Origin of the sequence: Halobacterium wangiae, assembly GCF_021249345.1 — an archaeon.
Classification (GTDB): Archaea; Halobacteriota; Halobacteria; order Halobacteriales; family Halobacteriaceae; genus Halobacterium; species Halobacterium wangiae.
On record NZ_CP089588.1, the window covers coordinates 1,655,872 to 1,674,940 of the forward strand.

Genomic DNA, 19,069 nt, shown 5'->3' on the forward strand with positions numbered 1-19,069 from the left:
CTCACCACGTGCGAACGGGAAGCAGGTCCGCAGCGCGTGCGACGCCGACGTCGCCCGCCTCCGTCCGGACCACGACGCGGATGTCGTCGCCGTAGTCCGCGAGCAGTTCCCGGCAGACGCCGCAGGGCGGGACGACGCGGAACGACTCGTCGACACCGCGGGGGTGTTCGACGGCGACGACGCGCTCGAACGAGTGGGCGCCGTCCGCGACGGCGCTCCCGAGCGCGCCCGGTTCCGCACACGTCGACGCGCGCCCGACGCTCGCGGGGAGGCTGGCGGCCGTGTAGACGTCGCCGTCGCTGGCTTCCACGGCGGCCGAGACGATGTGCGCGGGGCCGTCGAACCGACCCGCTCCGTCGGGAGAGAAGGCGGCTTCCGCGGCGGCGACGGCGTGGTCGACGAGTCGGTCGTCGGCGTCGGTGAGGGGAGCGAGGTCCATGTCTGCCGCTCTGTTCGCGACGGCAAGTACTTTCGGCAGAAACCGGTACGTTTTCGTTACGCGTCTCGAATCTGGAGGCGTGTTCACCGGAATTGTCGAAGAGGCGGGCACCGTCGAGGAGATCGTCGACAGCGAGGGCGGCCGCCGCCTGCGTATCCGCACCGACGGTCTCTCCGACTTCGCGCACGGCGAGAGCATCAGCGTCGGCGGCGTCTGTCTCACGGTCGAGGAATTCGGCTCTGACTGGTTCACCGCGTTCACCGCCACCGAGACCCTCGAGAAGACCACGCTCGACGAAGTGCGGGAGGGCGACCGCGTGAACCTCGAACGCGCGCTCCCGGCGGACGGCCGCCTCGACGGCCACATCGTGCAGGGCCACGTCGACACCACCACCGAAGTCCGGGACGTGGAGGCCGTCGGCGAGGACTGGACGTACACGTTCGCGCTCCCCGAGGACCACGAGCAGTATGTCGCCCAGAAGGGGTCGATCACCCTCGACGGCGTCAGTCTCACCGTCGCGGCCGTCGACGACTCGGCGGGCGAGTTCTCCGTCGCCGTCGTCCCGACGACCTACGACCTCACGACGCTCGGCGAGCGCGAACCCGGCGACAGCGTCAACGTCGAGGTGGACGTGCTGGCGAAGTACGTCGAGCGACTGAACGACTACTGACCGTCACCGGACCTGTCGGTGGCCGTCGACTTCTCGCCGGGGTGTTCCCCGTCCGGGTCGTCGGCTCGGGCGTCGCTGGCCCCGGTGCGGACGTAGGCGGCCTGGTACGCCGACAGCTTCCGGTAGAGGAAGTAGAACAGCGCCCCGTCGTAGAGGACGACGAACGCGATGAACCCGAGTCCCGCCGAGACGTCGAGGGTGCCCGTGATGTCCGCGAGATTCGTCACCGTCGTGTTGTAGATGGCGTGGACGACGGCGGCGATGAGCAACCCCTTCACCACGATGGGCCCGCGGTTCTCCTGGTTGAACTTCGCCAGTCCGAGGTAGTAGCCCGCGATCGCCGAGTAGATGACGTGGCCCGGGCCCGCGAGCGTCCGCACGGCCGCCGTCTCGATGGCGACGCTCTCGAGGACGACGCCGCTGGCGGCCTGCGACGTCGTGAGCACCTCGCGGCCGATGTACAGTGCGTTCTCGACGGTGGCGAACCCGAGGCCCGCCATCGCCCCGTACACTGCGCCGTCGACGACTGCGTCGAAGCGGGGGCTCCGGTAGGCGTACAGGCGGATCGCGAGCCACTTCACCGTCTCCTCGACGGGTCCGACGACGAGGAAGAAGAACAGCGCGGGTGCGAGCACGACCAGCCACCCCGGCGACCCCTCGCCCGCGAGTCCGAAGAAGAACCCCGAGCCGATGGTGTTCACCACGGCGGCGAAGCCGGCGAATAGGAACCCCAGCGCGAACGTGACGACGAGCAGTTCGAGTGGCTCGCGTCTCGTCACGTCGGCCCTCCAGATGAACGCGGCCAGCCCCAGCGCGGGCACCACCGACAGCAAGACGTAGAGGGCGACGACGGGGCGGTCGACGAACACGAGACCGACGGCGGCCGCGAACTGTGCGATGATGATGAGCGCGCTCAGGGCGACCACGATCGCCCGCGCCGTCGTCGCGAGCGCGCCGTACAGCCACGCCGACGCGCGGTCCAGCGTCGTCCGCTGTTCCCACGTCGCCACGTCGTAGAGGTCCTCCCCGTCGGTCCCCGCGCGCTGGACGGGGTCCTTCTCGTCTGCCATGCTCGACTGTTCGGCCTCCCGACCCTTCTGTGTTCCCGCACCACGTCCTTATATGCCATTGATTACCTATAGGGCCAACCTTATGCGTGTCTTCGAGTCCCCTCCGTGCATGGCATTCAGTCCCAGCCGCGGTCTGCTGTACTCCGGGCCGCCCGAACCGAACCGACGAGACGACCGCACCGCCGCCGACGACGAACGAACCGAAGCGTCGACCGACGCCCCCGCGCCTGCCGACGACTGAGGCGGCAACGCTGAAACCCCCACGTCCCGAAGCAGGCGTATGCTCTTCGACCAGCGAACCCGGGCGAAGCTCCGGGTCGCCGGCCTCTCGCGGGACGACGTCAGCGACATCGAGCGGGCGGTCGCCGACGAGGCCGCCGCCGAAGCCGACCGCGTGGAGGCCTTCTTCGACGGTCTCGACACCGTCTACTCCGACATGGACCAGACGCACTCCACGGCCGAGTTCCCCGAACACGACCTCGACTACGTCGACCTGTTCACGCACAGCCAGGACATCAGGGGGTTCGTCCGGTTCGACACGTGGGGCGCCTACGTGGAGGGCGCACGCGTGCTGACCGAGGCGGACGGCGACCCCGCGGTCGTCGAACTCACGCTCGGGCCGACCGTCCACGGCCGGGTACGATTCGCCCGCGACCGGGCGGCGCTCGAATGACCCGCGTCCGCGTCCGTGGCATCTACGCGACGGCGCTCACACATCTGTTCCGCGAGGCGGGCCTCGACGTGGTGGCGGCGTCGCCACCCATCCGCGAGCGCTTCGACGCGGACTTCGAGACGGCCGAACACGACGCCGTCGTCTGGATGACGTCTGACCGGCAGGGCGTCGGCGTCGCCGCCACTCCCGACGCCGCCGAGGCCGTGCTCGCCGTCCTCCGTGACGTGGGTCTCGACACGTTCGTCTGGGCGGACCGCGCGGCCCGCGGCGCGGTGTTCGACGCCGTCGTCGAGCGGACGGTCGGCGGCGGCGCGGTCGTCGACCTAGGAGAGGGCCGGGAGGCGTACCTGCCCTTCGACGCCGCCGACAGCCACGTCGAGGAGGGCGACACGGTCCGCGTGCAGGTCCATGAACCGAACCCCCCGTGGGGCCGCGACCGGCCCGTCGTCGGCACCCGGATCGACGCACCCGGCGGGGTGGCGACGCTCGAACGCGGCGTCGACGCGCTCGTCGCGGGGACGCCCGGGGGTGGCGCGGACCACGAACTCGCGCGGACCACGGAACTACTCGACCCCGACCTCCCGGAGAACTGGGGCGTCCGCTGGGAGTGCGACGCCGAGGATGCGGACATGACCGCGCTCGGCGACGCCCTCGACACCGTGGCAGCGGTCGCCGGCGACCTGGAGGCCGCACTCGAGGCGGCCACTGACCCCGGGGACGACGCGCCCCGTCTGGTGGTCGCCTCCGAGGAGACAGCGTGGGCGTGGTTCGGGCGCGACTCGCGGTTCGCCCTCGACGACGTCCGCCGCGAGGTGACCGCGACGATGGACGGCCACCACCGCGTCAAGGCCGGCAGCGAGACGGCCAGCGGCGCCGTCGACTTCGCGGAGGCGCTCGGCGTCGACACCGGGGCGTTCCCGTTCGACGCGGTGACCGACCAGTTCGGGCCGCGAGAGGGCGACACGGTGGCGCTCCGGCACGGCAAACCCGACGGCCGACGCATCACACTCGGCCGGGGTGAGGTCACCGACCGCGACGTCGAGAACGGGCGACTCACGGTGGAGCGAGCGATGACGGCGGGCGGCGTCTACGACGAACTCGACGTCGAACGCGAGGCGGGCGACGTCGCCACCACCCGGTTCACGGAGGGGAACTGGTGGTACCCGACCGTCTACCGCGCCGACGACGGCACCGTCAAGGGGACCTACCTGAACGTCTCGACGCCCGTCGAGGTGTTCCCGGACGCCGTGCGGTACGTCGACCTCCACGTGGACGTGGTGAAACACGCCGACGGCACGGTCGAGGTCGTCGACGAGGACGAACTGCAGGACTGCGTCGACGCCGGCACGGTCTCCCCGGACCTCGCGGAGCGCGCGCTGGACGTCGCCGAGCGCGTGCGACGCGCCGTCGAGAACTAGAAGTGGTTGTCGGAGTTCGGACTGCCCTCGCCGCGGCCGCCGCGGCCGCCATCGTTGCGGTCGACGCCCATGAAGCTCTCCGGCTGGTCGCCGCCCCACCCGCCGCCGTCACCGTCCGTGAACCGCACGACGACGTCGTCGACCTCGTCGAACTCCGCGGCGAGGTCCATCTTGATCCGCTGGGCGGTGCGGGGGCTGATACCGCACCCCGAGCAGGCGCCGCCGAGTTCGACGATCACCTCGCCGTCCTCGGGGTCGGCCTTCCGCACCGCGCTGGTCCCGCCGTGGCTCCGGATGATCGGCATCTGGGCCGTGAGCCACGTCTCGACGCGCTCGTGGAGGTCCCCCGCACCCGCTGTCTCGCTCATGAGCGAGGTTACGCGCCCGAGGTGTGGTATACCTTCGGTTAGTCGAGACGCCGCCACGCCGCCAGCGCGGCCGCCGACGCCGCCGACAGCCCGGCGACTACACCGAATCCGGGTACGTCGGCGCCGGACTCGCCAGTGCTGTCGGGTTCGGCGGTGAGTTCGGTCGTCGTGGTGCCGCTGGTCGTCGTCGTGCTCTGGGTGGTGGTGGTGGTCGTAGTCCCCTCGTTCGTCGTCGTTGTGGTCGTCTGCGGGGCCAGCGACGGCGGGTTCGCCTGCTCGCCCGCGCGGTTCGGGAACGTGTAGACGCCCGAGGGGTAGTCGCCGCTGCCGGCCCGGTTGCTCGCGACGAACGCCTCCTCGGAGAGGTACTGGGCGGCCCAGAAACTCGCCTGCTCGGGCTGGCGCCACCACGTCATCTCCTCGGGGTTAGCGGGGTCGCTGACGTCGAACAGCTTCACGCCGCCCCGGTACCACGACGTGTAGAGGCGGTCGCCGCGGAGTTCGAAGTTGTGACTCGTCGTCCACGTCCCCTGCTGGGTCGGGTCCGGCGTCGCCGGTGCCTCGATGAACGCCACCTTCTCGGGGTTCTGGGGGTCCGAGATGTCCCAGAGGTTGATGCCGCCCGGGCCGCCCGTGGTCTCCGTCTCGGGGACGTCCCAGGCCTCCGCGCCGGAGCCCAGCAGCGTCGCGTCGTCGTTGACCGTGACGTAGTGGGAGTTCCCCGGCGTCTCGACGCCCTCGACGTACGGCTGTTCGAGCGTCTGGAGCTCCGAGAGCTCGTAGTGACCGAAGTGGTTGACGTACTCCGGGTTCGCGGGGTCGCTGACGTCGACGAGCCACGTGCCGGCGTCCCAGTGGGCGATGTACAGCGTGCCGTCCTGGACGTAGAGGTCGTGGTTCGACCGCACAAACCAGTTGACGGTCCGCCACGCCTCGTCGTGGTCGACGATGGACCAGCGCCCGATCTCCGCGGGGTCCCCGCTCACGTCGACCATCACGACCGGGTTGTCACGCTGGTCGTTGGCGGTGAGGTACGCCACGCCGTCCTCGAGGTAGGCGTTGTGGATGGGGTAGTCGGTCTCGTGGAACCCCATGCGCTCCGGACTGGCTGGGTCGCCGACGTCGTACACCGCCACCCCCTGCAGGGTCTCCTCGACGGTCCCGTTCGCCGGGCCGACGACGATCAACGTGTCGCCGTCGACTTTCACGTCGTAGATCTGGGTGAGGGGGCCGTTCTCCCGGTCGGAGAGCAGGAACGACGCCTCCGAGAGCACCTCGGGGTTCGCGGGGTCGCCGACGTCCACAGTCGCGAAGCCGTCGGTCGTGGCGACGTACGCCGTCTCGTCGTCGACCACGACCTCCTTCGTCGCCTCGATGGCGACGTGGCCAAGGGGTTCGTAGGACTCCTGGCTGTCGGCGGTCACCGCGCTACTCACCAGCGGGAGGGCTGCTGCGCCCAGGGCGCCGCGCAGCACGTCGCGTCGTCGCATGGCACTCCCTCTGGGTGGGCCGGGCAAAAGTCCTGCGACGAGTCACGCGCCCTGCGAGCCACTCCTACCGGGGCCTGCGCCGGGTTCCCACCCAGACGGTGCCCGGCCCGCCGATGCGGCAGGTGGCCGTCGCGTCCTCGAGCGCGCTGATTCGCTCCACGCTCACGTCCGCACGGCTGTCGAACGCGACGACGTGGTCGGCCGAGACGACGCGGCCCTCGCCGTCCGCGACGTCGACGCGCTCGACGCGCCCGCGGCTCGCGAGGAACACTGTGCCCGCACCCGACAACGTCGTCAGGAACAGCCCGTGACCGCGGTCCGGCGCGTTGCCCACCCGGTCGGCGCCGACGCGCACGCCGTCGGTCGCCGCCAGGAACGCGGTGCGGGCCGCCGCCACGCGCCGCTCGCCGACCTCGCAGGCGACCAGTTCGCCGTGGTGTTCCGGTGCGAAGCGGGCGGTCGTCTCCCGCTCGGCCGTGACGCGGACCGGCGTCTGCTCCCGCTTGCGGGCCGCGTTCGCCACCGTCCGGAGGACGCCCTCCCTGGCGCGCTCGACCCGGAGGCCGCCGGTGTGGTCGACGAGCGCCCCGGCGGCCGCGAGCAGCGACTCTCCCGCGTCGAGGGTCGCGATCAGCACGCCGTCCACGCCATCCTCGACAGCCGTCTCCATCAGTGGTCTTCGCGGACGAACATCACCGGACACGGCGCCGACAGCAACACCGTCTGCGCGGTACTCCCGAAGACGGCCTTCCCGGTCGGCGAGCGCCTCCGGCCGCCGACGATGACGAGGTCCGCGTTCACGTCATCGGCGAGAGTGACGATGGACTCGCCGTGTGGTCCCACGCGGCCCCGAACATCGACGTGGATGCTTTCATCGGTCAGTCGGTCAGTGAGGCCGCGAACCGTCGCATGCTGACGTGCGACGGTGTCGACAGTCACGTCGTCGCCAGAGTCTATGTCGAGGTCCGACCGTGCTTGGTCGTACTCTTCCTCAGTGAACACGTGTGCGAATGTCACTGTTGCTCCAGCAGGTCCCGCAATGTCGATTGTCGTCCTCGCGAGCGCATCGATACGTTCCGCGTCGCCCGGGCCGACTGCTAGCAGTACGTTTTTCAGTGTCATACAACGGCGGTGTTCGGGAAAGCCCATAAGCATATGCCCGTGTCAGAAGTGTATTCGGACGTGCTCGAACCCGACCTCGACGGTCATACCGCACTCGTCACCGGGAGCTCGCGGGGTCTCGGCAGCGCGCTCGCGCGCTCGCTCGCCGCCTGCGGCGCCAGCGTCGCCGTCCACTACCACAGCAGCGCCGAGGCCGCCCGCGAGACGGCCGACGCCGCCCGGGACGCCGGCGCACCCGCGGTCGCTACTGTGCAGGGCGACGTCACCGACCCCGACGGCGTCGACGCCCTGTTCGCGGCCGCCGAGGACGAACTCGGCACCGTCGACGTGCTCGTGAACAACGTCGGCGACTTCGCGCCCGACCACTGGGCGGACATCGCCTTCGCGGACTGGAACCGCGTCCTCGACACGAACCTCACCGGCACCTACCTCTGTTCGAAGCGCGCGCTCGACGGGATGCGCGACCAGGGGTGGGGCCGCATCGTCAACGTCGGCTACGCGTCCTCCGAGAAGGGGCTGGTCTCCCCGAAGAACTTCCCGTACTTCGTCGCCAAACAGGGCGTCCTGATGTTCACGCGGATGCTCGCCGCCGACACCCAGGACGACGGCGTCACCGTCAACGCCGTCTCTCCGTACGTCCTCGAGAACTCCGACGAGTTCCCCGAGGACGCTCCTCGCGGCCGCTGGGCCTCCTTCGGCGACGTCGCGCAGGCAGTGCGGTTCTTCTGCGACGAGGACTCGGCGTACATCTCCGGGGAGAACGTCGAGGTGGACGGCGGGTGGCTACCCGAGTCCGTCTGAGCAGCGCTTTTTGGTGCAGATTTTTACGGCCGAGCAGTGCGAGCGGCGAGCGCCGCGAGCGATGTGAGGCCGGGAAAAGGTGCGTGCAGAACGTCGAGGTCGACGGCGGTTGGCTGCCCGAGTCCGTCTGATTCTCTCTTCGGTCGCGCTTCACTCGGCCTTGTCGGGCGCCCACGGGCCGATTCCCGCGACGTTCCCGAGCAGCCACCCGCCGACGAACGGGACGAGGATCGCCAGACAGCCGAGGCCGACCCACCGGGCCGGCGGCGGCTGCGTTGCGAGCCAGACGAGGTAGGCGGTCCCGGCCACCGGGAGCAAGCGGGCGAGCACCGACCCTGACTCCGAACTCATGCCCGGGCTTGCACCCCGGGACGGAAGTATTCACCTCTGTTCGTCGGACGTGCGGCGATCCGCGGGCGCCGGAGTTCGACCGCGTGACCTCCCGGATTACGCCGAACGACACACCTTTTTCGCCGGGCCGTGTGACCGACGAGCATGCACGAGCGCGCCGCCGAGTTCGCCGAGCTGGCTCGCGAGGAGCACGGTCTCGACGTGGACGTCCACGAGTTCGACGAGGGGACGAAGACCGCCGCCGACGCCGCCGACGCCATCGGCTGCGACGTCGCACAGATCGCCTCCAGCATCGTCGTAGTGGCCGACGACGACGACCCAGTAGTGGTCGTGACCAGCGGCGCCAACCGCGTCGACCTCGACAAAGTAGCCGTCTACCAGGACGCCAGCGACGCGCGGATGGCAGAGGCCGACGAGGTGAAGGAGGCGACCGGCTGGAGCATCGGCGGCGTGCCGCCCATCTGCCACGAGAACGGCGTCCCCGTCCTGCTCGACGACACGCTGCTCGCCCACGACGAGGTGTGGGCGGCCGCCGGGACGCCGACCGCCGTGTGGCCGATAGCGCCCGAGCGACTGCAGGAACTCTCGGGTGCGGAAGCGGCCGACGTCGCGGAGTAGGACGACTGCCGCTGGGGGACGCGGTGGCGCCCGATAGTTCTCGGCGACTGGGAACCGCGTCGGCGGTATAAGCCGCCGCGGAACCGACTCCCACGTGAGGATGTACGACACCGTGTTGCTGCCGACGGACGGAGCGTCGTCCACGAACGCCGTCGTCGAGCACGCGCTCGACGTGGCCGCCAGACGGGACGCGTCGGTGCACGTGCTCTACGTCGTCGACGACCGGCCGTTCACGCTGCTCCCCGACGACCGCGTCGAGTCGGTCGCCGACGGACTCCGCCGGGAGGGCGAGGACGCGCTCGCCGACGCTGCGTCCGCGCTCGCCGAGGAGGGGGTCGACGTGACGACCGGGATGCGGACGGGGACGCCCACCCAGGAGATCCTGGCCGCCGTCGAGGACCGCGGCGCGGACCTCGTGGTCATGGGAACGCGAGGCGACGACCCGACGCAGAACCTGCTCGGCAGCACCGCCCAGAAGGTGGTCACGCTGTCTCCGGTCCCCGTGCTCACGGTCGGCATCGAGGACGCCGCCGACGCCACGACTGCAGCGGGTGCGGCCGCGCCGAACACCGACTGAGACCGACACACCACTCGCCATGACTCCGACGCCACCGTCGAACGACGACGCGCTGCCGGACGGCGGCCGCGGGCCGGAAGGGCGCCCGCGGGGCGTCATCGCGGTCGTCGAGGAGCACGACGACGCCCCCGACGAGTGCACCATCTACCCGGACAGCGACAGCCGACGACTCCTCACGGAGTGGGTCTCCGCCGAGGCGGGGTCGTTCGTCTCGCTCGACGAGATGCGCTGACCACCGACGGTATCCGGCTATCCACCGGCCAGAGAGCACCGCGAACCGCCGGGCAGTGGCCGTGCCGGGACCGACAAACCTTCACCCCCGCACGCGGTAAGAGACTCCTAATGAGAGACGAGTACATCGAGGTCCGCGGGGCCGAGGAGCACAACCTCAAGGACCTCGACGTGAAGCTGCCACGCGAGTCGTTCAACGTGGTGACCGGCCTCTCCGGGTCGGGGAAATCGTCGCTCGCGTTCCAGACCATCTACGCCGAGGGCCAGCGCCGCTACATCGAGAGCCTGTCGGCGTACGCCCGGAACTTCCTCGGGCAGATGGACAAGCCCCAGGTGGAGTCCGTCGAGGGACTCTCCCCCGCCATCTCCATCGACCAGAAGAACGCCGCGAACAACCCTCGCTCGACGGTCGGCACCGTCACCGAACTCCACGACTACCTCCGCCTGCTGTACGCCCGCGTCGGCGTCCCGCACTGCCCGGAGTGTGGCCGCGAGGTCGGCGAGCAGTCCGCCCAGCAGATGGTGCGACGCATCCTCGAACTACCCGAGGGGACGAAGCTGAAGGTGCTCGCACCGGTCGTGCGCGACCAGAAGGGCGCCTTCGAGGACCGCTTCGACGAACTCGTCAGCGAGGGGTACTCCCGCGTCGAGGTCGACGGCGAGGAGTTCGACCTCGCCTACGACCGCCCGGAGCTCGACGAGAACTACGACCACACCATCGACGTCGTCGTCGACCGCGTGAAGGTCAGCGACGACGCCCGTTCGCGCATCACGGACAGCGTCGAGACCGCCCTCGAGGAGGCCGACGGCGTGTTGAAGGTCGTCGTCCCCGACCCGGACGACGACCTCGAACTCGGCGGCGCGACCGCCCGGTCGACGGGCGACCTCGCGGACGACGAGGTCGACGACCGGCTGGTCGTCGAGTTCTCCGAGGCACTGGCGTGCACGCACTGCGGCATCGACATCAGCGAGATCGAGACCCGGAGCTTCTCGTTCAACAGCCCGCACGGCGCCTGCCCCGAGTGCGAGGGTATCGGGAACACGAAGGAGGTCAGCGAGGACCTCGTCGTCGTCGACCGCTCGAAGCCGCTGAAGGACGTCTTCGAGGCGTGGAGCTACAACCGGTCGTACTACCGGACGCGCCTGGACGCCGTCGCCGACCACTTCGGCGTCTCCGTCCGCACGCCGTTCGAGGACCTCGACGAGGACGTCCAGGACGCGTTCCTCTACGGCACGACCGAGCAGGTCGTCTTCGAGCGGAACACGAAGAACGGCACCCGCCGGAAGCGCAAGCGCTTCGAGGGCGTCATCCCGAACCTCGAGCGCCGCTACGTGGAGACCGACTCCGAGTCCACCCGGGACCACATCGAGAAGTACATGAGCGTCACCACCTGCCCGGCGTGTGACGGCACGCGCCTGAAGCCCGCGTCTCGCGCGGTGCTCGTCCAGGGGACCTCGATCACCGAGGTCAACCGGATGAGCATCGGTGACGCCCTCGACCACTTCGAGGGGATGGAGGACGGGATGGACGAGCGGGACACGAAGATCGCCGAGGAGATCCTCAAGGAGATCCGCGCCCGCCTCGGGTTCATGCAGGAGGTCGGCCTGGAGTACCTCACGCTCGACCGCGAGGCCTCGACGCTGTCGGGCGGGGAGAGCCAGCGCATCCGCCTCGCGACGCAGATCGGTGCCGGCCTCGTGGGCGTGCTGTACGTCCTCGACGAGCCGAGCATCGGTCTCCACCAGCGCGACAACGACCGCCTGCTGAACACCCTCGAGGAGCTCCGGGACCTCGGCAACACGCTCGTCGTCGTCGAGCACGACGAGGAGACGATGCGGCGCGCGGACAACGTCGTCGACATGGGGCCGGGGCCGGGCCGCCACGGCGGCGAGGTCGTGGCCAACGGCACCGTCGCGGACCTGATGGACGCCGAGGAGTCCGTCACGGGCGACTACCTCGCGGGCCGCGAGCAGATCCCCGTCCCCGAGGAGCGCCGCGACTGGGAGGAGAGCCTCACCATCACCGGCGCCCGCCAGCACAACCTCCGCGACGTCGACGTGGACGTTCCCGTGGGTGCGTTCACCGCCATCACGGGCGTCTCCGGGTCCGGGAAGTCGACGCTGATGCACGACATCCTCTACAAGGGCCTCGCCCGCGAGATGAACGACAACACGAGCGTCGACCCCGGCGAGCACGACACCATCGAGGGCATCGAGAACGTCGAGAAGGTGCGGCTCATCGACCAGTCGCCCATCGGCCGCACGCCGCGGTCGAACCCCGCGACGTACACCGGCGTCTTCGACTACATCCGAGAGAAGTTCGCCCAGACGAAACTCGCCAAACAGCGCGGCTACGAGAAGGGCCGGTTCTCCTTCAACGTGAAGGGCGGGCGCTGTGAGGCCTGCGGCGGGCAGGGCACCCAGAAGATCGAGATGAACTTCCTCTCGGACGTCCACGTCCCCTGCGAGGAGTGTGGGGGCGACCGCTACAACGACGAGACCCTCGAGGTGACGTTCAAGGACAAGACCATCGCCGACGTCCTCCAGATGTCCGTCGAGGAGGCCCACGAGTTCTTCGAGGCGGACTCCCGGCTCGGCCGCCGGCTGAAGCTGCTGATGGACGTCGGTCTCGACTACATGCGCCTCGGCCAGCCCTCGACCACCCTCAGCGGCGGGGAGGCCCAGCGCGTCAAACTCGCCGAGGAACTCGGGAAGAAGGACTCCGGCGACACGCTCTACCTGCTCGACGAACCGACGACGGGCCTCCACAGCGCGGACGAACGCAAACTCATCGAGGTGCTCCAGCGCCTCACCGACCGCGGCAACAGCGTCGTCGTCATCGAGCACGAACTCGACCTCGTGAAGAACGCCGACCACATCGTCGACCTTGGTCCCGAGGGTGGCGAACACGGTGGCGACGTCGTCGCGACCGGGACGCCCGAGGAGGTCGCACGCGACGACGACAGCCACACGGGTCGCTACCTCCGGGACAAACTCCCAGACGTCGACCTCGAGGGGCCGCGCTCCGACCGCGAGAAACCCGCCCAAGACGAGGGGAAGGCCGCGCCGACGATGGACGACGACTAGCCGTTCACGTCGAGTGGGCTGGTGGTGCCCGTTCCCTCCGGTACAGTTCGAGAGTCCGAATGGTTTTTCGCAGTGCGCTCGGACCTGGGCGTATGCCCTCCCCTGGACCGGTCCTCCGCTACTTCAACGACACCGAGCGTGCGTACGACGACCCGTCGCGGATTGGGTGGCTCGCGGCCGCTCTCCGCGAGGGGACTCGCTCCGACTGCCTCGTGATCGACGGCGGCGACTCGACCGCCCTCGGTGCACTGTCTCTGGAGGCGACTGCAGAGACGGACCACGCCCTCCCCTTCTTCGAGGCAGTGTCGCCGGCGGTCCACGTTCCGGGAAACCACGACTTCGACGACGGTGACGACCAGCTTGCCGCCGTCCAGGCCCAGACGGCCGGTCGCTGGCTCGCTGCCAACGTTCGCGGGGGCGGGGCGACCTTCGAGTCCCACGCGGTCTTCGAACGTGCGGGCCGCCGTATCGGAGTCGTCGGTGTCGCGCATCCGGACACCGTCCAGATGGCGAGGCTGGTCTCCAGGTTCACCGCGGCGTCTGCCGACCTGTCCGCGGACCTGGCGGTCGGCGACCCGGTTGCTGCCGCGCGACGCGGACTCGCACGGCTGCGGGACTGCGGCGTCGACCACACCGTGGTCGCCTCCCACTGTGGGCCGACGAGCGAGACGATAGCAGCGGAGACGGACGCGGACGTCGTCCTCGGCGGCCACGACCACCGCCGCGTGGTTCGCACCGTCGACGGGACGGTTGTGGCGCGGACCGAGGGGCACGGGCGGGCCATCCTGGACGTCCACCTCGACGACCGGTCGGTTACAGTTCGAGACGCCAGCACGACGAACAACGACGTTGCAGCGCACTACCGGGAGCGCCTGGCCGATGCCGGGCTGGACGGCACCGTGACGACGTTCGAGGACGAACTCGGGTCGACTGACGTTCGCGAACTGGCCGCGCGTGCGCTACGTGAGACGACCGGCGCCGACGTCGCGGCAGTGCCGTACGCCTCGATACGTGGCGAGCTAACTGGCGAATCTACTGCTGGCGATGTCGCCGGGGTCGTGCCGTTCCGGCTGCCGACGGTGACTTTTCGCGTTCCGGGAGCCACACTCCACTCGCTGCTCGCTGCCGCCGACGAGGCAACCGACCTCTTCGAGCGGACCGTGTGGTCTGGCGCCGACCCCAACACTGGTGGAATTGATGCCAAACCTGCTGACGCCACCGAATACCGGCTCGCAACGGTACGCGGGTTGCTACGGTCGCGGCTGTTCCCCGAGGGTCCCGCGACAGCGGTCGAGTCGGAACATTCACTGCTCCACAGGGTACTCGTCGAATACCTCCAGCAGTCTACCGCCGGGTGACGTCCAGGTTCGCTGGTCGACGCGGCCCGGTTCACGCTTCGAACGGCCGTGCCACCGGAGGGCCTACTATCGCGGGGAGACGTAACAGTCCGAGACGACGTTCCGCGACGGGTCGTACTCCAGTGCGCCCCGCTCCTCCAGAACTGGGAGGTGGACGTGGTGGAGCCGCACCCGGAGGGTGTCGGCGTCGGAGTCGGCCGACTGGTCGGCGACCGCTTCGGCGAGTTCGGTCAGCGACAGCGGCAGTTCCCGGTTCTCGACGGTGGTCAGGACCAGTTCACGGCGGCGTCCAAGGCGAAGTTCTCGGTTCGACCCGAGGTGGGCGGGCTCGGGGTTCTCCTCCATCTTCATTTTCTATTCGTTAGTACGAGACCCACACAAAAAGGGTTGTGGCCGCTGCCGTCGCTGGAGGGGTGTCGGAGGGGGGCTGTGCTCCCGGCCCGGACGGCCACCGAAGGCTTTAGATCGGGCGATCCGAAGCGCGGCTATGTCGCGCTGGCGCCGCGTCGTCCGCCGGGAACTCGCTCGCTACCGCGAGGAGGCCGGCACCGACGTACTCGAACGACAGGAGTTCTTGGCGTTCGCGCTCCCGGTGTTCCGCGAGGAGTTCCCGGACGCGAACACGCCCGGTCAGACGTTCAGCCGGGAGATGCAACAGCTCCGCGACGCCGAGGAGGTAGAGTTTCTCGGGAACGGCACCTACCGACTCGTCGCCCTCGACACCGAGCACGGAGACACCACTGACGCGGTGGACGCCGCACGAGAGTGGCCCTACGAGGCCAGCGAGTACGAGACGACCGTCGGCGCCCGTTCGCTGCCGGCGGCGTTCCGCGAGGCGGTGCTGGCGCGCTACGATAGCCAGTGTCCGGTGTCGGGCGTCGACCACCCCCGACTGCTCGACGTCGCACACGTGCTGTCCTGGAGCGACCACGAGTCGCTGCGCACCGACCCCGGGAACGTCGTCGCGCTCGACAGGACCCACCACGCGGCGTTCGACGCGGGACTGTACACGCTCGACGGGGACTTCCGCCTCCACGTCTCCCCGGCCTTCGAGACGGAGAGCGCGCTGCTCCGGCGGACGCTACTGGACCGGGACGGCGAGCGCGTCGACGTTCCGGAGGGTGCGCTCGACCCGGCGAACCTCCGCCGACGCAACCAGTCTCTGGACTGGTGGTGAGTGCGTCGGCACACCGCCCCGAGGGGAAGACATTTGCTCGCGGCCGGGCAAGTCGTACACAATGTACGACTTCGCGGTCGTCGGCGTCGGTCCCGCCGGGGCGCGGTTCGCGCGGCGGGCCGCCGAGCGAGGGTACGACGTGGTGGCCTTCGAGTCGGGCGAACTCGGCAAACCCCTGGCCTGCTCGGGCCACGTCAGCCTCGACGTCTGGGAGTACGTCCCGGAGGATGCCCGCGAGGACCTGTTCCAGAACGCCATCCGCGGTGCGCGCTTCCACCTCGGCGGCGCGGACTCCGCGGCCTACCCGTTCTACAAGGACAGCGCCATCTCGAACGCGGTCGACCGCGTGCAACTGGACGGCGTGCTCGCCGACGCGGCGCGGGACGCGGGCGCCGACGTCCGCGAACACCACACCGTCACCGACGTCACCGAGGGTCGCGAGTCGGTCGAACTCACCGTCCGCGGCCCCGAGGAGACGTTCGACGTCGAAGCCAGGATGGTCGCGGGCAGCGACGGTCCGCGCTCGCGGGTGCGGGACGCACTCGACCTCCCGGAGCCCAGTGAGTTCCTCCACGGCGCGCTCGCGTTCGACCCCGAACCGGACCACGAGGACTTCGTGGACGTCCACCTCACGGTCCCCGAGTTCTTCGCGTGGCGTATTCCCCGGGGGGAGGGCGGCGTCGAGTACGGCCTCGCGGCCGCACCCGGCGCGGACGTTCCGGCCCTCTTCGACGAACTCGTCGCGGACTACGGCGTCGACGTCGAGCACCGCTGCTCGGGGCTGATCCCCATCGGCCCGCCGGACACCGTCACCAGCCACCGCGGGTTCCTGCTCGGCGACGCCGCCGGCCAGACGAAACCGTTCACGGGCGGCGGCATCCTCTACGGAATGACCGCCGCGGACTGCGCGGCCCGCGAAATCGACCCCAACCGGCCGTCGACGCTGGCGGGCTACGAGCGAGCGTGGCGCGACGAACTCGAACGCGACATCGCACTCGGCCACCTCGTCCGCCGGGGCTACTCCGCACCCGAACCGCTCCAGCGCGCCGGGATGGGACTGTTCGAGGGCGAGATCGGCGTCCACATGGACCGGCCGACGAGCCTGTTCTCGGCGGCACAGATACGCGCACTGCTGCGCTAGCGAGGAGCGCGCTCCGTCAGTCGTCGTACACGGGGAGGCGAGCGGAACGCTGCCCTCCCTCGACGAACGGAAGGTCCGCGAGCGCCGCGTCCACCGTTCCCTCCGCGGTGTCCACCGTCAGGCCGCCGCTCACGTCGTAGTCGACGACGGCGAGCGCGATTGGCTCCTCGCGCATCGGGCTGACCGCGGCCCGGGTCACCGCGCCGACCTCGCTCCCGTCGGCGTGGACGGCGGCGCCCGCATCGGGGAGCGCGTCGGGTTCGAGGCCGACCAGCCGGGAACTCGGGCGGCCACGGTTCTCGACCTTCGAGACGACCTCCTGGCCGACGAAACACCCCTTCTCGAAGTCGACGGCGTTCCGGAGGCCGAGCACGTTCGGTACTCTGTCCCTGAGTTCGGTCTCGAACAGTGGCGTGCCGGCCTCCAGAGTGAGCGTCTCCCAGGTCCGCCGGCCGAACGGCGTCGCGTTCAACCCCCGGACGAGCAGCGTCTCGAAGACGTCGCTGGCGCCGTCGGCGTCGCAGACGACGAGGTAGCCCTCCTCGCCCGCGAGGTCGTCGTCGCGGACGACGGTGACGCCGGCCTCCATCTCGCCGCGGACGAACCGGAGGTGTTCCTCGGGCGGGCTAGCGTGGTGGAGCACGCTCGCGACCTTCTCGGTCGCGTTCGGTCCGTGGACGCCGAAGGTGCCGAAGTCGTCGGTCGCGAGCGCCACGTCGACGTCCTGGACGAACGTCCGTTCGCTCCACTCCTCGGCGACCGTCTCGCCCTCGCCGACCGGGAGGAACAGCAGGAGGCTTTCCCCCGTGGCGAACACGTAGCAGTCGACGCGGATCCTGCCCTGCGGGTCGAGCAGGAGCGCGTAACAGCCCTCGCCGTCGCTCGTGGGCACGCGGTTCGTGACGGTGTCGTCGACGAACGCGTGGCGGTCCTCGCCGGAGACGACGAGCACGTCGAAGGCGTGCTCGGTGACGCCGACGACGTTCCGCACCGCGCGGTGCGTGCGCTCGGGACGGCCGTACTCCTCGGGGACCGCCGTACCGCCCACGTCGCGGAACGTCGCACCGTGGGCCTCGTGGCTCTCCCTGACGACAGTCATTGCCCGAACGTGGGGCGCTCGGCGGGGTAAAGCCACCGCATCGACGCCCGCTTTCAGAGTCCGATCTTGCGGCGAATCTCGTCCAGCCACGACGGTTCGTCCTGGGGTTCGTCGCGCTCGGGGACGACGCGCTCGTCGACGGTGATGACGGTGCGGTCGCCGTCGTCCTCGGCGGCGATGAGGCCGTCATCCTTCAGCGATCCGAGGGCCTCCTCGAGGTCGTCGATGCCGGCCTCGACGTGCGAGCGCAGCTCGAAGACGGTCATCCCGCCGTTCGTGCGGTCGACGAGCGCGTCGAGCACCGCCACCTCCGTCTCGTCGCGGTCGCGATACTCGCGCTTGGCCTGCATACGTCCACGAACACGCGCCGGCGTCTTATCGGTATCCCCGAACGGTAGTCTTTTGCCGTTGGCCCGGATACGACCCTGCCAATGGGTCTCAGGTGCTCCCTGCTCGGACACGATTACGGCGAGTCGTTCGTCGAGCGGGACCGCGAGGAGCGGGGCAACGAGGTGGTCGTCACGGAGCGCGAACTGCGTGAGTGCGCGCGCTGCGGCGCGGAGAACGTCACGACCGAGAACACCGAGGTACGGACCCTCCAACCCGAACGCTCCACCGACGCGGACACCAGCCAGTCGAGCGACCCCGACCCGACACCGTCCGAACAGACGCCGCCGGAACCGACCGAACCGACGACGGACGCGCCGGGCGAGGAGTTCACGTCGCCGACCGACGCCATCGAGCAGGCCGAGACGGGCCCCGTGACCACCCCCGACGAAGTCGAGGGCGACGACGCAGTCATCCTGGAAGCGGATGCCGACGACACCGACCCGCGCAGCGAGCAGTGGGACGAACCGGCCGACCCCGCTGACGCCGACGCGGTCCCGGAGCCGAGCCCCGACCCCGCCGACGAGGACGTGGAGTTCGTCGAGTCCAGCCCCAGCGAGGTCGACGACGACCCGGCCACCCAGCCCGACCCCGAACCGGACCACCAGCCCGCGACGGACGCGGGTGCGGGAACGGCTGCCGCCGACGCGGGCACGACGAGCCAGTCCGCGGGACCGGCCGAGCGTGCCCGCGGCGAGTGGCCCGAACCGGAGGGCGAGGACGTGGGGTTCGACGCCGGGACGGCCGCCGAGACGGAGCAGACGGCGGAGTTCCAGTTCGGCGACGAGGACGACGAGGAGGAGTTCGTGGCGACCGACACCGGGTTCACGAGCGCGGGCCCCATCGACCAGTCGGACGCCGACGACCTGGACTTCGCGCTGTTCTGCCCGGAGTGTGGTTTCGAGCGGTACGCGGCGGGGTCGAGCCTGCGCGCCGGGGACATTTGCCCGGAGTGCAAGCGCGGCTATCTCGCCGAGGAGCGCTGACGAAGG

General features: G+C 70.0%; 23 protein-coding genes. 13 read left to right on the top strand and 10 right to left on the bottom strand.

The genetic code is table 11. The annotated features are described in order from the left end of the window. Position 1 precedes the first annotated feature (1 nt). Positions 2–439, bottom strand: coding sequence for a cytidine/deoxycytidylate deaminase family protein (locus LT965_RS08960; protein WP_232700425.1), 438 nt, complete (start codon positions 437–439; stop codon positions 2–4). A gap of 79 nt (positions 440–518) precedes the next feature. On the opposite strand from LT965_RS08960, the gene LT965_RS08965 reads away from it, so the two are divergent. Then, entirely contained in the window at positions 519–1,109 is a 591-nt protein-coding gene (locus tag LT965_RS08965) for a riboflavin synthase (protein ID WP_232700426.1), read from the top strand. Here LT965_RS08965 and LT965_RS08970 read toward each other — a convergent pair. Next, positions 1,103–2,179 carry a PrsW family intramembrane metalloprotease gene (locus LT965_RS08970; protein ID WP_232700427.1) on the bottom strand — a complete coding sequence of 359 codons (1,077 nt, stop codon included), beginning with the start codon at positions 2,177–2,179 and terminating at the stop codon, positions 1,103–1,105. The genes LT965_RS08965 and LT965_RS08970 overlap by 7 nt on opposite strands. 109 nt (positions 2,180–2,288) lie before the next feature. Here LT965_RS08970 and LT965_RS16580 point away from each other — a divergent pair, with 109 nt between their 5' ends. The 3 genes from LT965_RS16580 to LT965_RS08980 are packed head-to-tail and all read left to right on the top strand — an operon-like array spanning position 2,289 to position 4,270. Then, positions 2,289–2,420 carry a hypothetical protein gene (locus LT965_RS16580; protein WP_269782552.1) on the top strand — a complete coding sequence of 44 codons (132 nt, stop codon included), beginning with the start codon at positions 2,289–2,291 and terminating at the stop codon, positions 2,418–2,420. 39 nt (positions 2,421–2,459) lie between these two features. Then, positions 2,460–2,852, top strand: coding sequence for a DUF7532 family protein (locus LT965_RS08975; protein ID WP_232700428.1), 393 nt, complete (start codon positions 2,460–2,462; stop codon positions 2,850–2,852). Continuing rightward, positions 2,849–4,270 carry a ribonuclease FAU-1 family protein gene (locus LT965_RS08980; protein WP_232700429.1) on the top strand — a complete coding sequence of 474 codons (1,422 nt, stop codon included), beginning with the start codon at positions 2,849–2,851 and terminating at the stop codon, positions 4,268–4,270. Before LT965_RS08975 ends, LT965_RS08980 begins: the two co-directional genes overlap by 4 nt. On the opposite strand, the gene LT965_RS08985 is transcribed toward LT965_RS08980, so the two are convergent. From LT965_RS08985 to LT965_RS09000, 4 genes are all read right to left on the bottom strand, one after another. Next, positions 4,267–4,638: a NifU family protein gene (locus tag LT965_RS08985; protein ID WP_232700430.1), complete on the bottom strand. Its 372-nt coding sequence runs from the start codon at positions 4,636–4,638 to the stop codon at positions 4,267–4,269. The two genes, LT965_RS08980 and LT965_RS08985, sit on opposite strands and share 4 nt — an antisense overlap. A 38-nt stretch (positions 4,639–4,676) precedes the next feature. Then, on the bottom strand, positions 4,677–6,128 hold the full coding sequence (locus LT965_RS08990; RefSeq protein WP_232700431.1) for an LVIVD repeat-containing protein: 1,452 nt from the start codon (positions 6,126–6,128) through the stop codon (positions 4,677–4,679). A gap of 64 nt (positions 6,129–6,192) precedes the next feature. After that, entirely contained in the window at positions 6,193–6,798 is a 606-nt protein-coding gene (locus LT965_RS08995) for an AIM24 family protein (protein ID WP_232700432.1), read from the bottom strand. Beyond that, the gene (locus LT965_RS09000; protein WP_232700433.1) at positions 6,798–7,250 is read right to left on the bottom strand and encodes a universal stress protein; all 453 of its coding nucleotides are present in this window, start codon (positions 7,248–7,250) and stop codon (positions 6,798–6,800) included. Before LT965_RS09000 ends, LT965_RS08995 begins: the two co-directional genes overlap by 1 nt. Before the next feature lie 60 nt (positions 7,251–7,310). On the opposite strand from LT965_RS09000, the gene LT965_RS09005 reads away from it, so the two are divergent. After that, positions 7,311–8,051, top strand: a complete 741-nt coding sequence (locus tag LT965_RS09005) for an SDR family NAD(P)-dependent oxidoreductase (RefSeq protein WP_232700434.1) — start codon at positions 7,311–7,313, stop codon at positions 8,049–8,051. Between the two features lie 150 nt (positions 8,052–8,201). On the opposite strand, the gene LT965_RS09010 is transcribed toward LT965_RS09005, so the two are convergent. Continuing rightward, a complete protein-coding gene (locus LT965_RS09010) occupies positions 8,202–8,402 on the bottom strand; it encodes a hypothetical protein (protein WP_232700435.1) in 201 nt (66 codons plus the stop codon). A 144-nt stretch (positions 8,403–8,546) separates the two neighbouring features. Here LT965_RS09010 and LT965_RS09015 point away from each other — a divergent pair, with 144 nt between their 5' ends. The 5 genes from LT965_RS09015 (at position 8,547) to LT965_RS09035 (ending at position 14,273) form a co-directional block, all read left to right on the top strand. Continuing rightward, a complete protein-coding gene (locus LT965_RS09015) occupies positions 8,547–9,020 on the top strand; it encodes a YbaK/EbsC family protein (RefSeq protein ID WP_232700436.1) in 474 nt (157 codons plus the stop codon). A gap of 100 nt (positions 9,021–9,120) precedes the next feature. Further along, positions 9,121–9,597 carry a universal stress protein gene (locus LT965_RS09020; RefSeq protein WP_232700437.1) on the top strand — a complete coding sequence of 159 codons (477 nt, stop codon included), beginning with the start codon at positions 9,121–9,123 and terminating at the stop codon, positions 9,595–9,597. A gap of 19 nt (positions 9,598–9,616) precedes the next feature. Then, entirely contained in the window at positions 9,617–9,829 is a 213-nt protein-coding gene (locus LT965_RS09025; protein WP_232700438.1) for a DUF7511 domain-containing protein, read from the top strand. 110 nt (positions 9,830–9,939) lie between these two features. Then, on the top strand, positions 9,940–12,915 hold the full coding sequence (uvrA, locus tag LT965_RS09030) for an excinuclease ABC subunit UvrA (protein WP_232700439.1): 2,976 nt from the start codon (positions 9,940–9,942) through the stop codon (positions 12,913–12,915). Between the two features lie 92 nt (positions 12,916–13,007). Beyond that, positions 13,008–14,273, top strand: a complete 1,266-nt coding sequence (locus LT965_RS09035; protein WP_232700440.1) for a 5'-nucleotidase C-terminal domain-containing protein — start codon at positions 13,008–13,010, stop codon at positions 14,271–14,273. A gap of 66 nt (positions 14,274–14,339) precedes the next feature. Here the strand turns inward: LT965_RS09035 and LT965_RS09040 are convergent, their stop codons facing one another. Further along, the gene (locus tag LT965_RS09040; RefSeq protein WP_232700441.1) at positions 14,340–14,624 is read right to left on the bottom strand and encodes a DUF7344 domain-containing protein; all 285 of its coding nucleotides are present in this window, start codon (positions 14,622–14,624) and stop codon (positions 14,340–14,342) included. 136 nt (positions 14,625–14,760) lie between these two features. Between LT965_RS09040 and LT965_RS09045 the strand changes: the two genes are divergently transcribed. After that, a complete protein-coding gene (locus tag LT965_RS09045; RefSeq protein ID WP_232700442.1) occupies positions 14,761–15,450 on the top strand; it encodes an HNH endonuclease in 690 nt (229 codons plus the stop codon). Between the two features lie 61 nt (positions 15,451–15,511). Then, positions 15,512–16,591 (top strand): geranylgeranyl reductase family protein, encoded by a 1,080-nt coding sequence (locus LT965_RS09050; RefSeq protein WP_232700443.1) that lies wholly within the window; start codon positions 15,512–15,514, stop codon positions 16,589–16,591. Between the two features lie 16 nt (positions 16,592–16,607). Here the strand turns inward: LT965_RS09050 and ygfZ are convergent, their stop codons facing one another. Together ygfZ and LT965_RS09060 are read right to left on the bottom strand one after the other, a co-directional pair. Next, positions 16,608–17,690 carry a CAF17-like 4Fe-4S cluster assembly/insertion protein YgfZ gene (gene ygfZ, locus LT965_RS09055; protein WP_232700444.1) on the bottom strand — a complete coding sequence of 361 codons (1,083 nt, stop codon included), beginning with the start codon at positions 17,688–17,690 and terminating at the stop codon, positions 16,608–16,610. Between the two features lie 53 nt (positions 17,691–17,743). After that, complete coding sequence (locus tag LT965_RS09060) at positions 17,744–18,040, bottom strand: DUF6432 family protein (protein WP_232700445.1); 297 nt, start codon at positions 18,038–18,040, stop codon at positions 17,744–17,746. Positions 18,041–18,121: 81 nt separating this feature from the next. On the opposite strand from LT965_RS09060, the gene LT965_RS09065 reads away from it, so the two are divergent. After that, complete coding sequence (locus tag LT965_RS09065; RefSeq protein ID WP_232700446.1) at positions 18,122–19,063, top strand: DUF7093 family protein; 942 nt, start codon at positions 18,122–18,124, stop codon at positions 19,061–19,063. Positions 19,064–19,069: the final 6 nt, after the last annotated feature.

What these genes read in the sequence shown, in the direction of transcription:
- uvrA (WP_232700439.1), top strand. Translation starts at nt 9,940, where the DNA reads ATGAGAGACGAGTACATCGAGGTCCGCGGGGCCGAGGAGCACAACCTC.
- LT965_RS08970 (WP_232700427.1), bottom strand. Translation starts at nt 2,179, where the DNA reads ATGGCAGACGAGAAGGACCCCGTCCAGCGCGCGGGGACCGACGGGGAG.
- LT965_RS09010 (WP_232700435.1), bottom strand. Translation starts at nt 8,402, where the DNA reads ATGAGTTCGGAGTCAGGGTCGGTGCTCGCCCGCTTGCTCCCGGTGGCC.
- LT965_RS09065 (WP_232700446.1), top strand. Translation starts at nt 18,122, where the DNA reads ATGGGTCTCAGGTGCTCCCTGCTCGGACACGATTACGGCGAGTCGTTC.
- LT965_RS09015 (WP_232700436.1), top strand. Translation starts at nt 8,547, where the DNA reads ATGCACGAGCGCGCCGCCGAGTTCGCCGAGCTGGCTCGCGAGGAGCAC.
- LT965_RS09040 (WP_232700441.1), bottom strand. Translation starts at nt 14,624, where the DNA reads ATGAAGATGGAGGAGAACCCCGAGCCCGCCCACCTCGGGTCGAACCGA.
- ygfZ (WP_232700444.1), bottom strand. Translation starts at nt 17,690, where the DNA reads ATGACTGTCGTCAGGGAGAGCCACGAGGCCCACGGTGCGACGTTCCGC.
- LT965_RS09045 (WP_232700442.1), top strand. Translation starts at nt 14,761, where the DNA reads ATGTCGCGCTGGCGCCGCGTCGTCCGCCGGGAACTCGCTCGCTACCGC.
- LT965_RS08980 (WP_232700429.1), top strand. Translation starts at nt 2,849, where the DNA reads ATGACCCGCGTCCGCGTCCGTGGCATCTACGCGACGGCGCTCACACAT.
- LT965_RS09000 (WP_232700433.1), bottom strand. Translation starts at nt 7,250, where the DNA reads ATGACACTGAAAAACGTACTGCTAGCAGTCGGCCCGGGCGACGCGGAA.
- LT965_RS09025 (WP_232700438.1), top strand. Translation starts at nt 9,617, where the DNA reads ATGACTCCGACGCCACCGTCGAACGACGACGCGCTGCCGGACGGCGGC.
- LT965_RS08985 (WP_232700430.1), bottom strand. Translation starts at nt 4,638, where the DNA reads ATGAGCGAGACAGCGGGTGCGGGGGACCTCCACGAGCGCGTCGAGACG.
- LT965_RS16580 (WP_269782552.1), top strand. Translation starts at nt 2,289, where the DNA reads ATGGCATTCAGTCCCAGCCGCGGTCTGCTGTACTCCGGGCCGCCCGAA.
- LT965_RS08990 (WP_232700431.1), bottom strand. Translation starts at nt 6,128, where the DNA reads ATGCGACGACGCGACGTGCTGCGCGGCGCCCTGGGCGCAGCAGCCCTC.
- LT965_RS09060 (WP_232700445.1), bottom strand. Translation starts at nt 18,040, where the DNA reads ATGCAGGCCAAGCGCGAGTATCGCGACCGCGACGAGACGGAGGTGGCG.
- LT965_RS08995 (WP_232700432.1), bottom strand. Translation starts at nt 6,798, where the DNA reads ATGGAGACGGCTGTCGAGGATGGCGTGGACGGCGTGCTGATCGCGACC.
- LT965_RS09050 (WP_232700443.1), top strand. Translation starts at nt 15,512, where the DNA reads ATGTACGACTTCGCGGTCGTCGGCGTCGGTCCCGCCGGGGCGCGGTTC.
- LT965_RS08960 (WP_232700425.1), bottom strand. Translation starts at nt 439, where the DNA reads ATGGACCTCGCTCCCCTCACCGACGCCGACGACCGACTCGTCGACCAC.
- LT965_RS09035 (WP_232700440.1), top strand. Translation starts at nt 13,008, where the DNA reads ATGCCCTCCCCTGGACCGGTCCTCCGCTACTTCAACGACACCGAGCGT.
- LT965_RS09020 (WP_232700437.1), top strand. Translation starts at nt 9,121, where the DNA reads ATGTACGACACCGTGTTGCTGCCGACGGACGGAGCGTCGTCCACGAAC.
- LT965_RS08975 (WP_232700428.1), top strand. Translation starts at nt 2,460, where the DNA reads ATGCTCTTCGACCAGCGAACCCGGGCGAAGCTCCGGGTCGCCGGCCTC.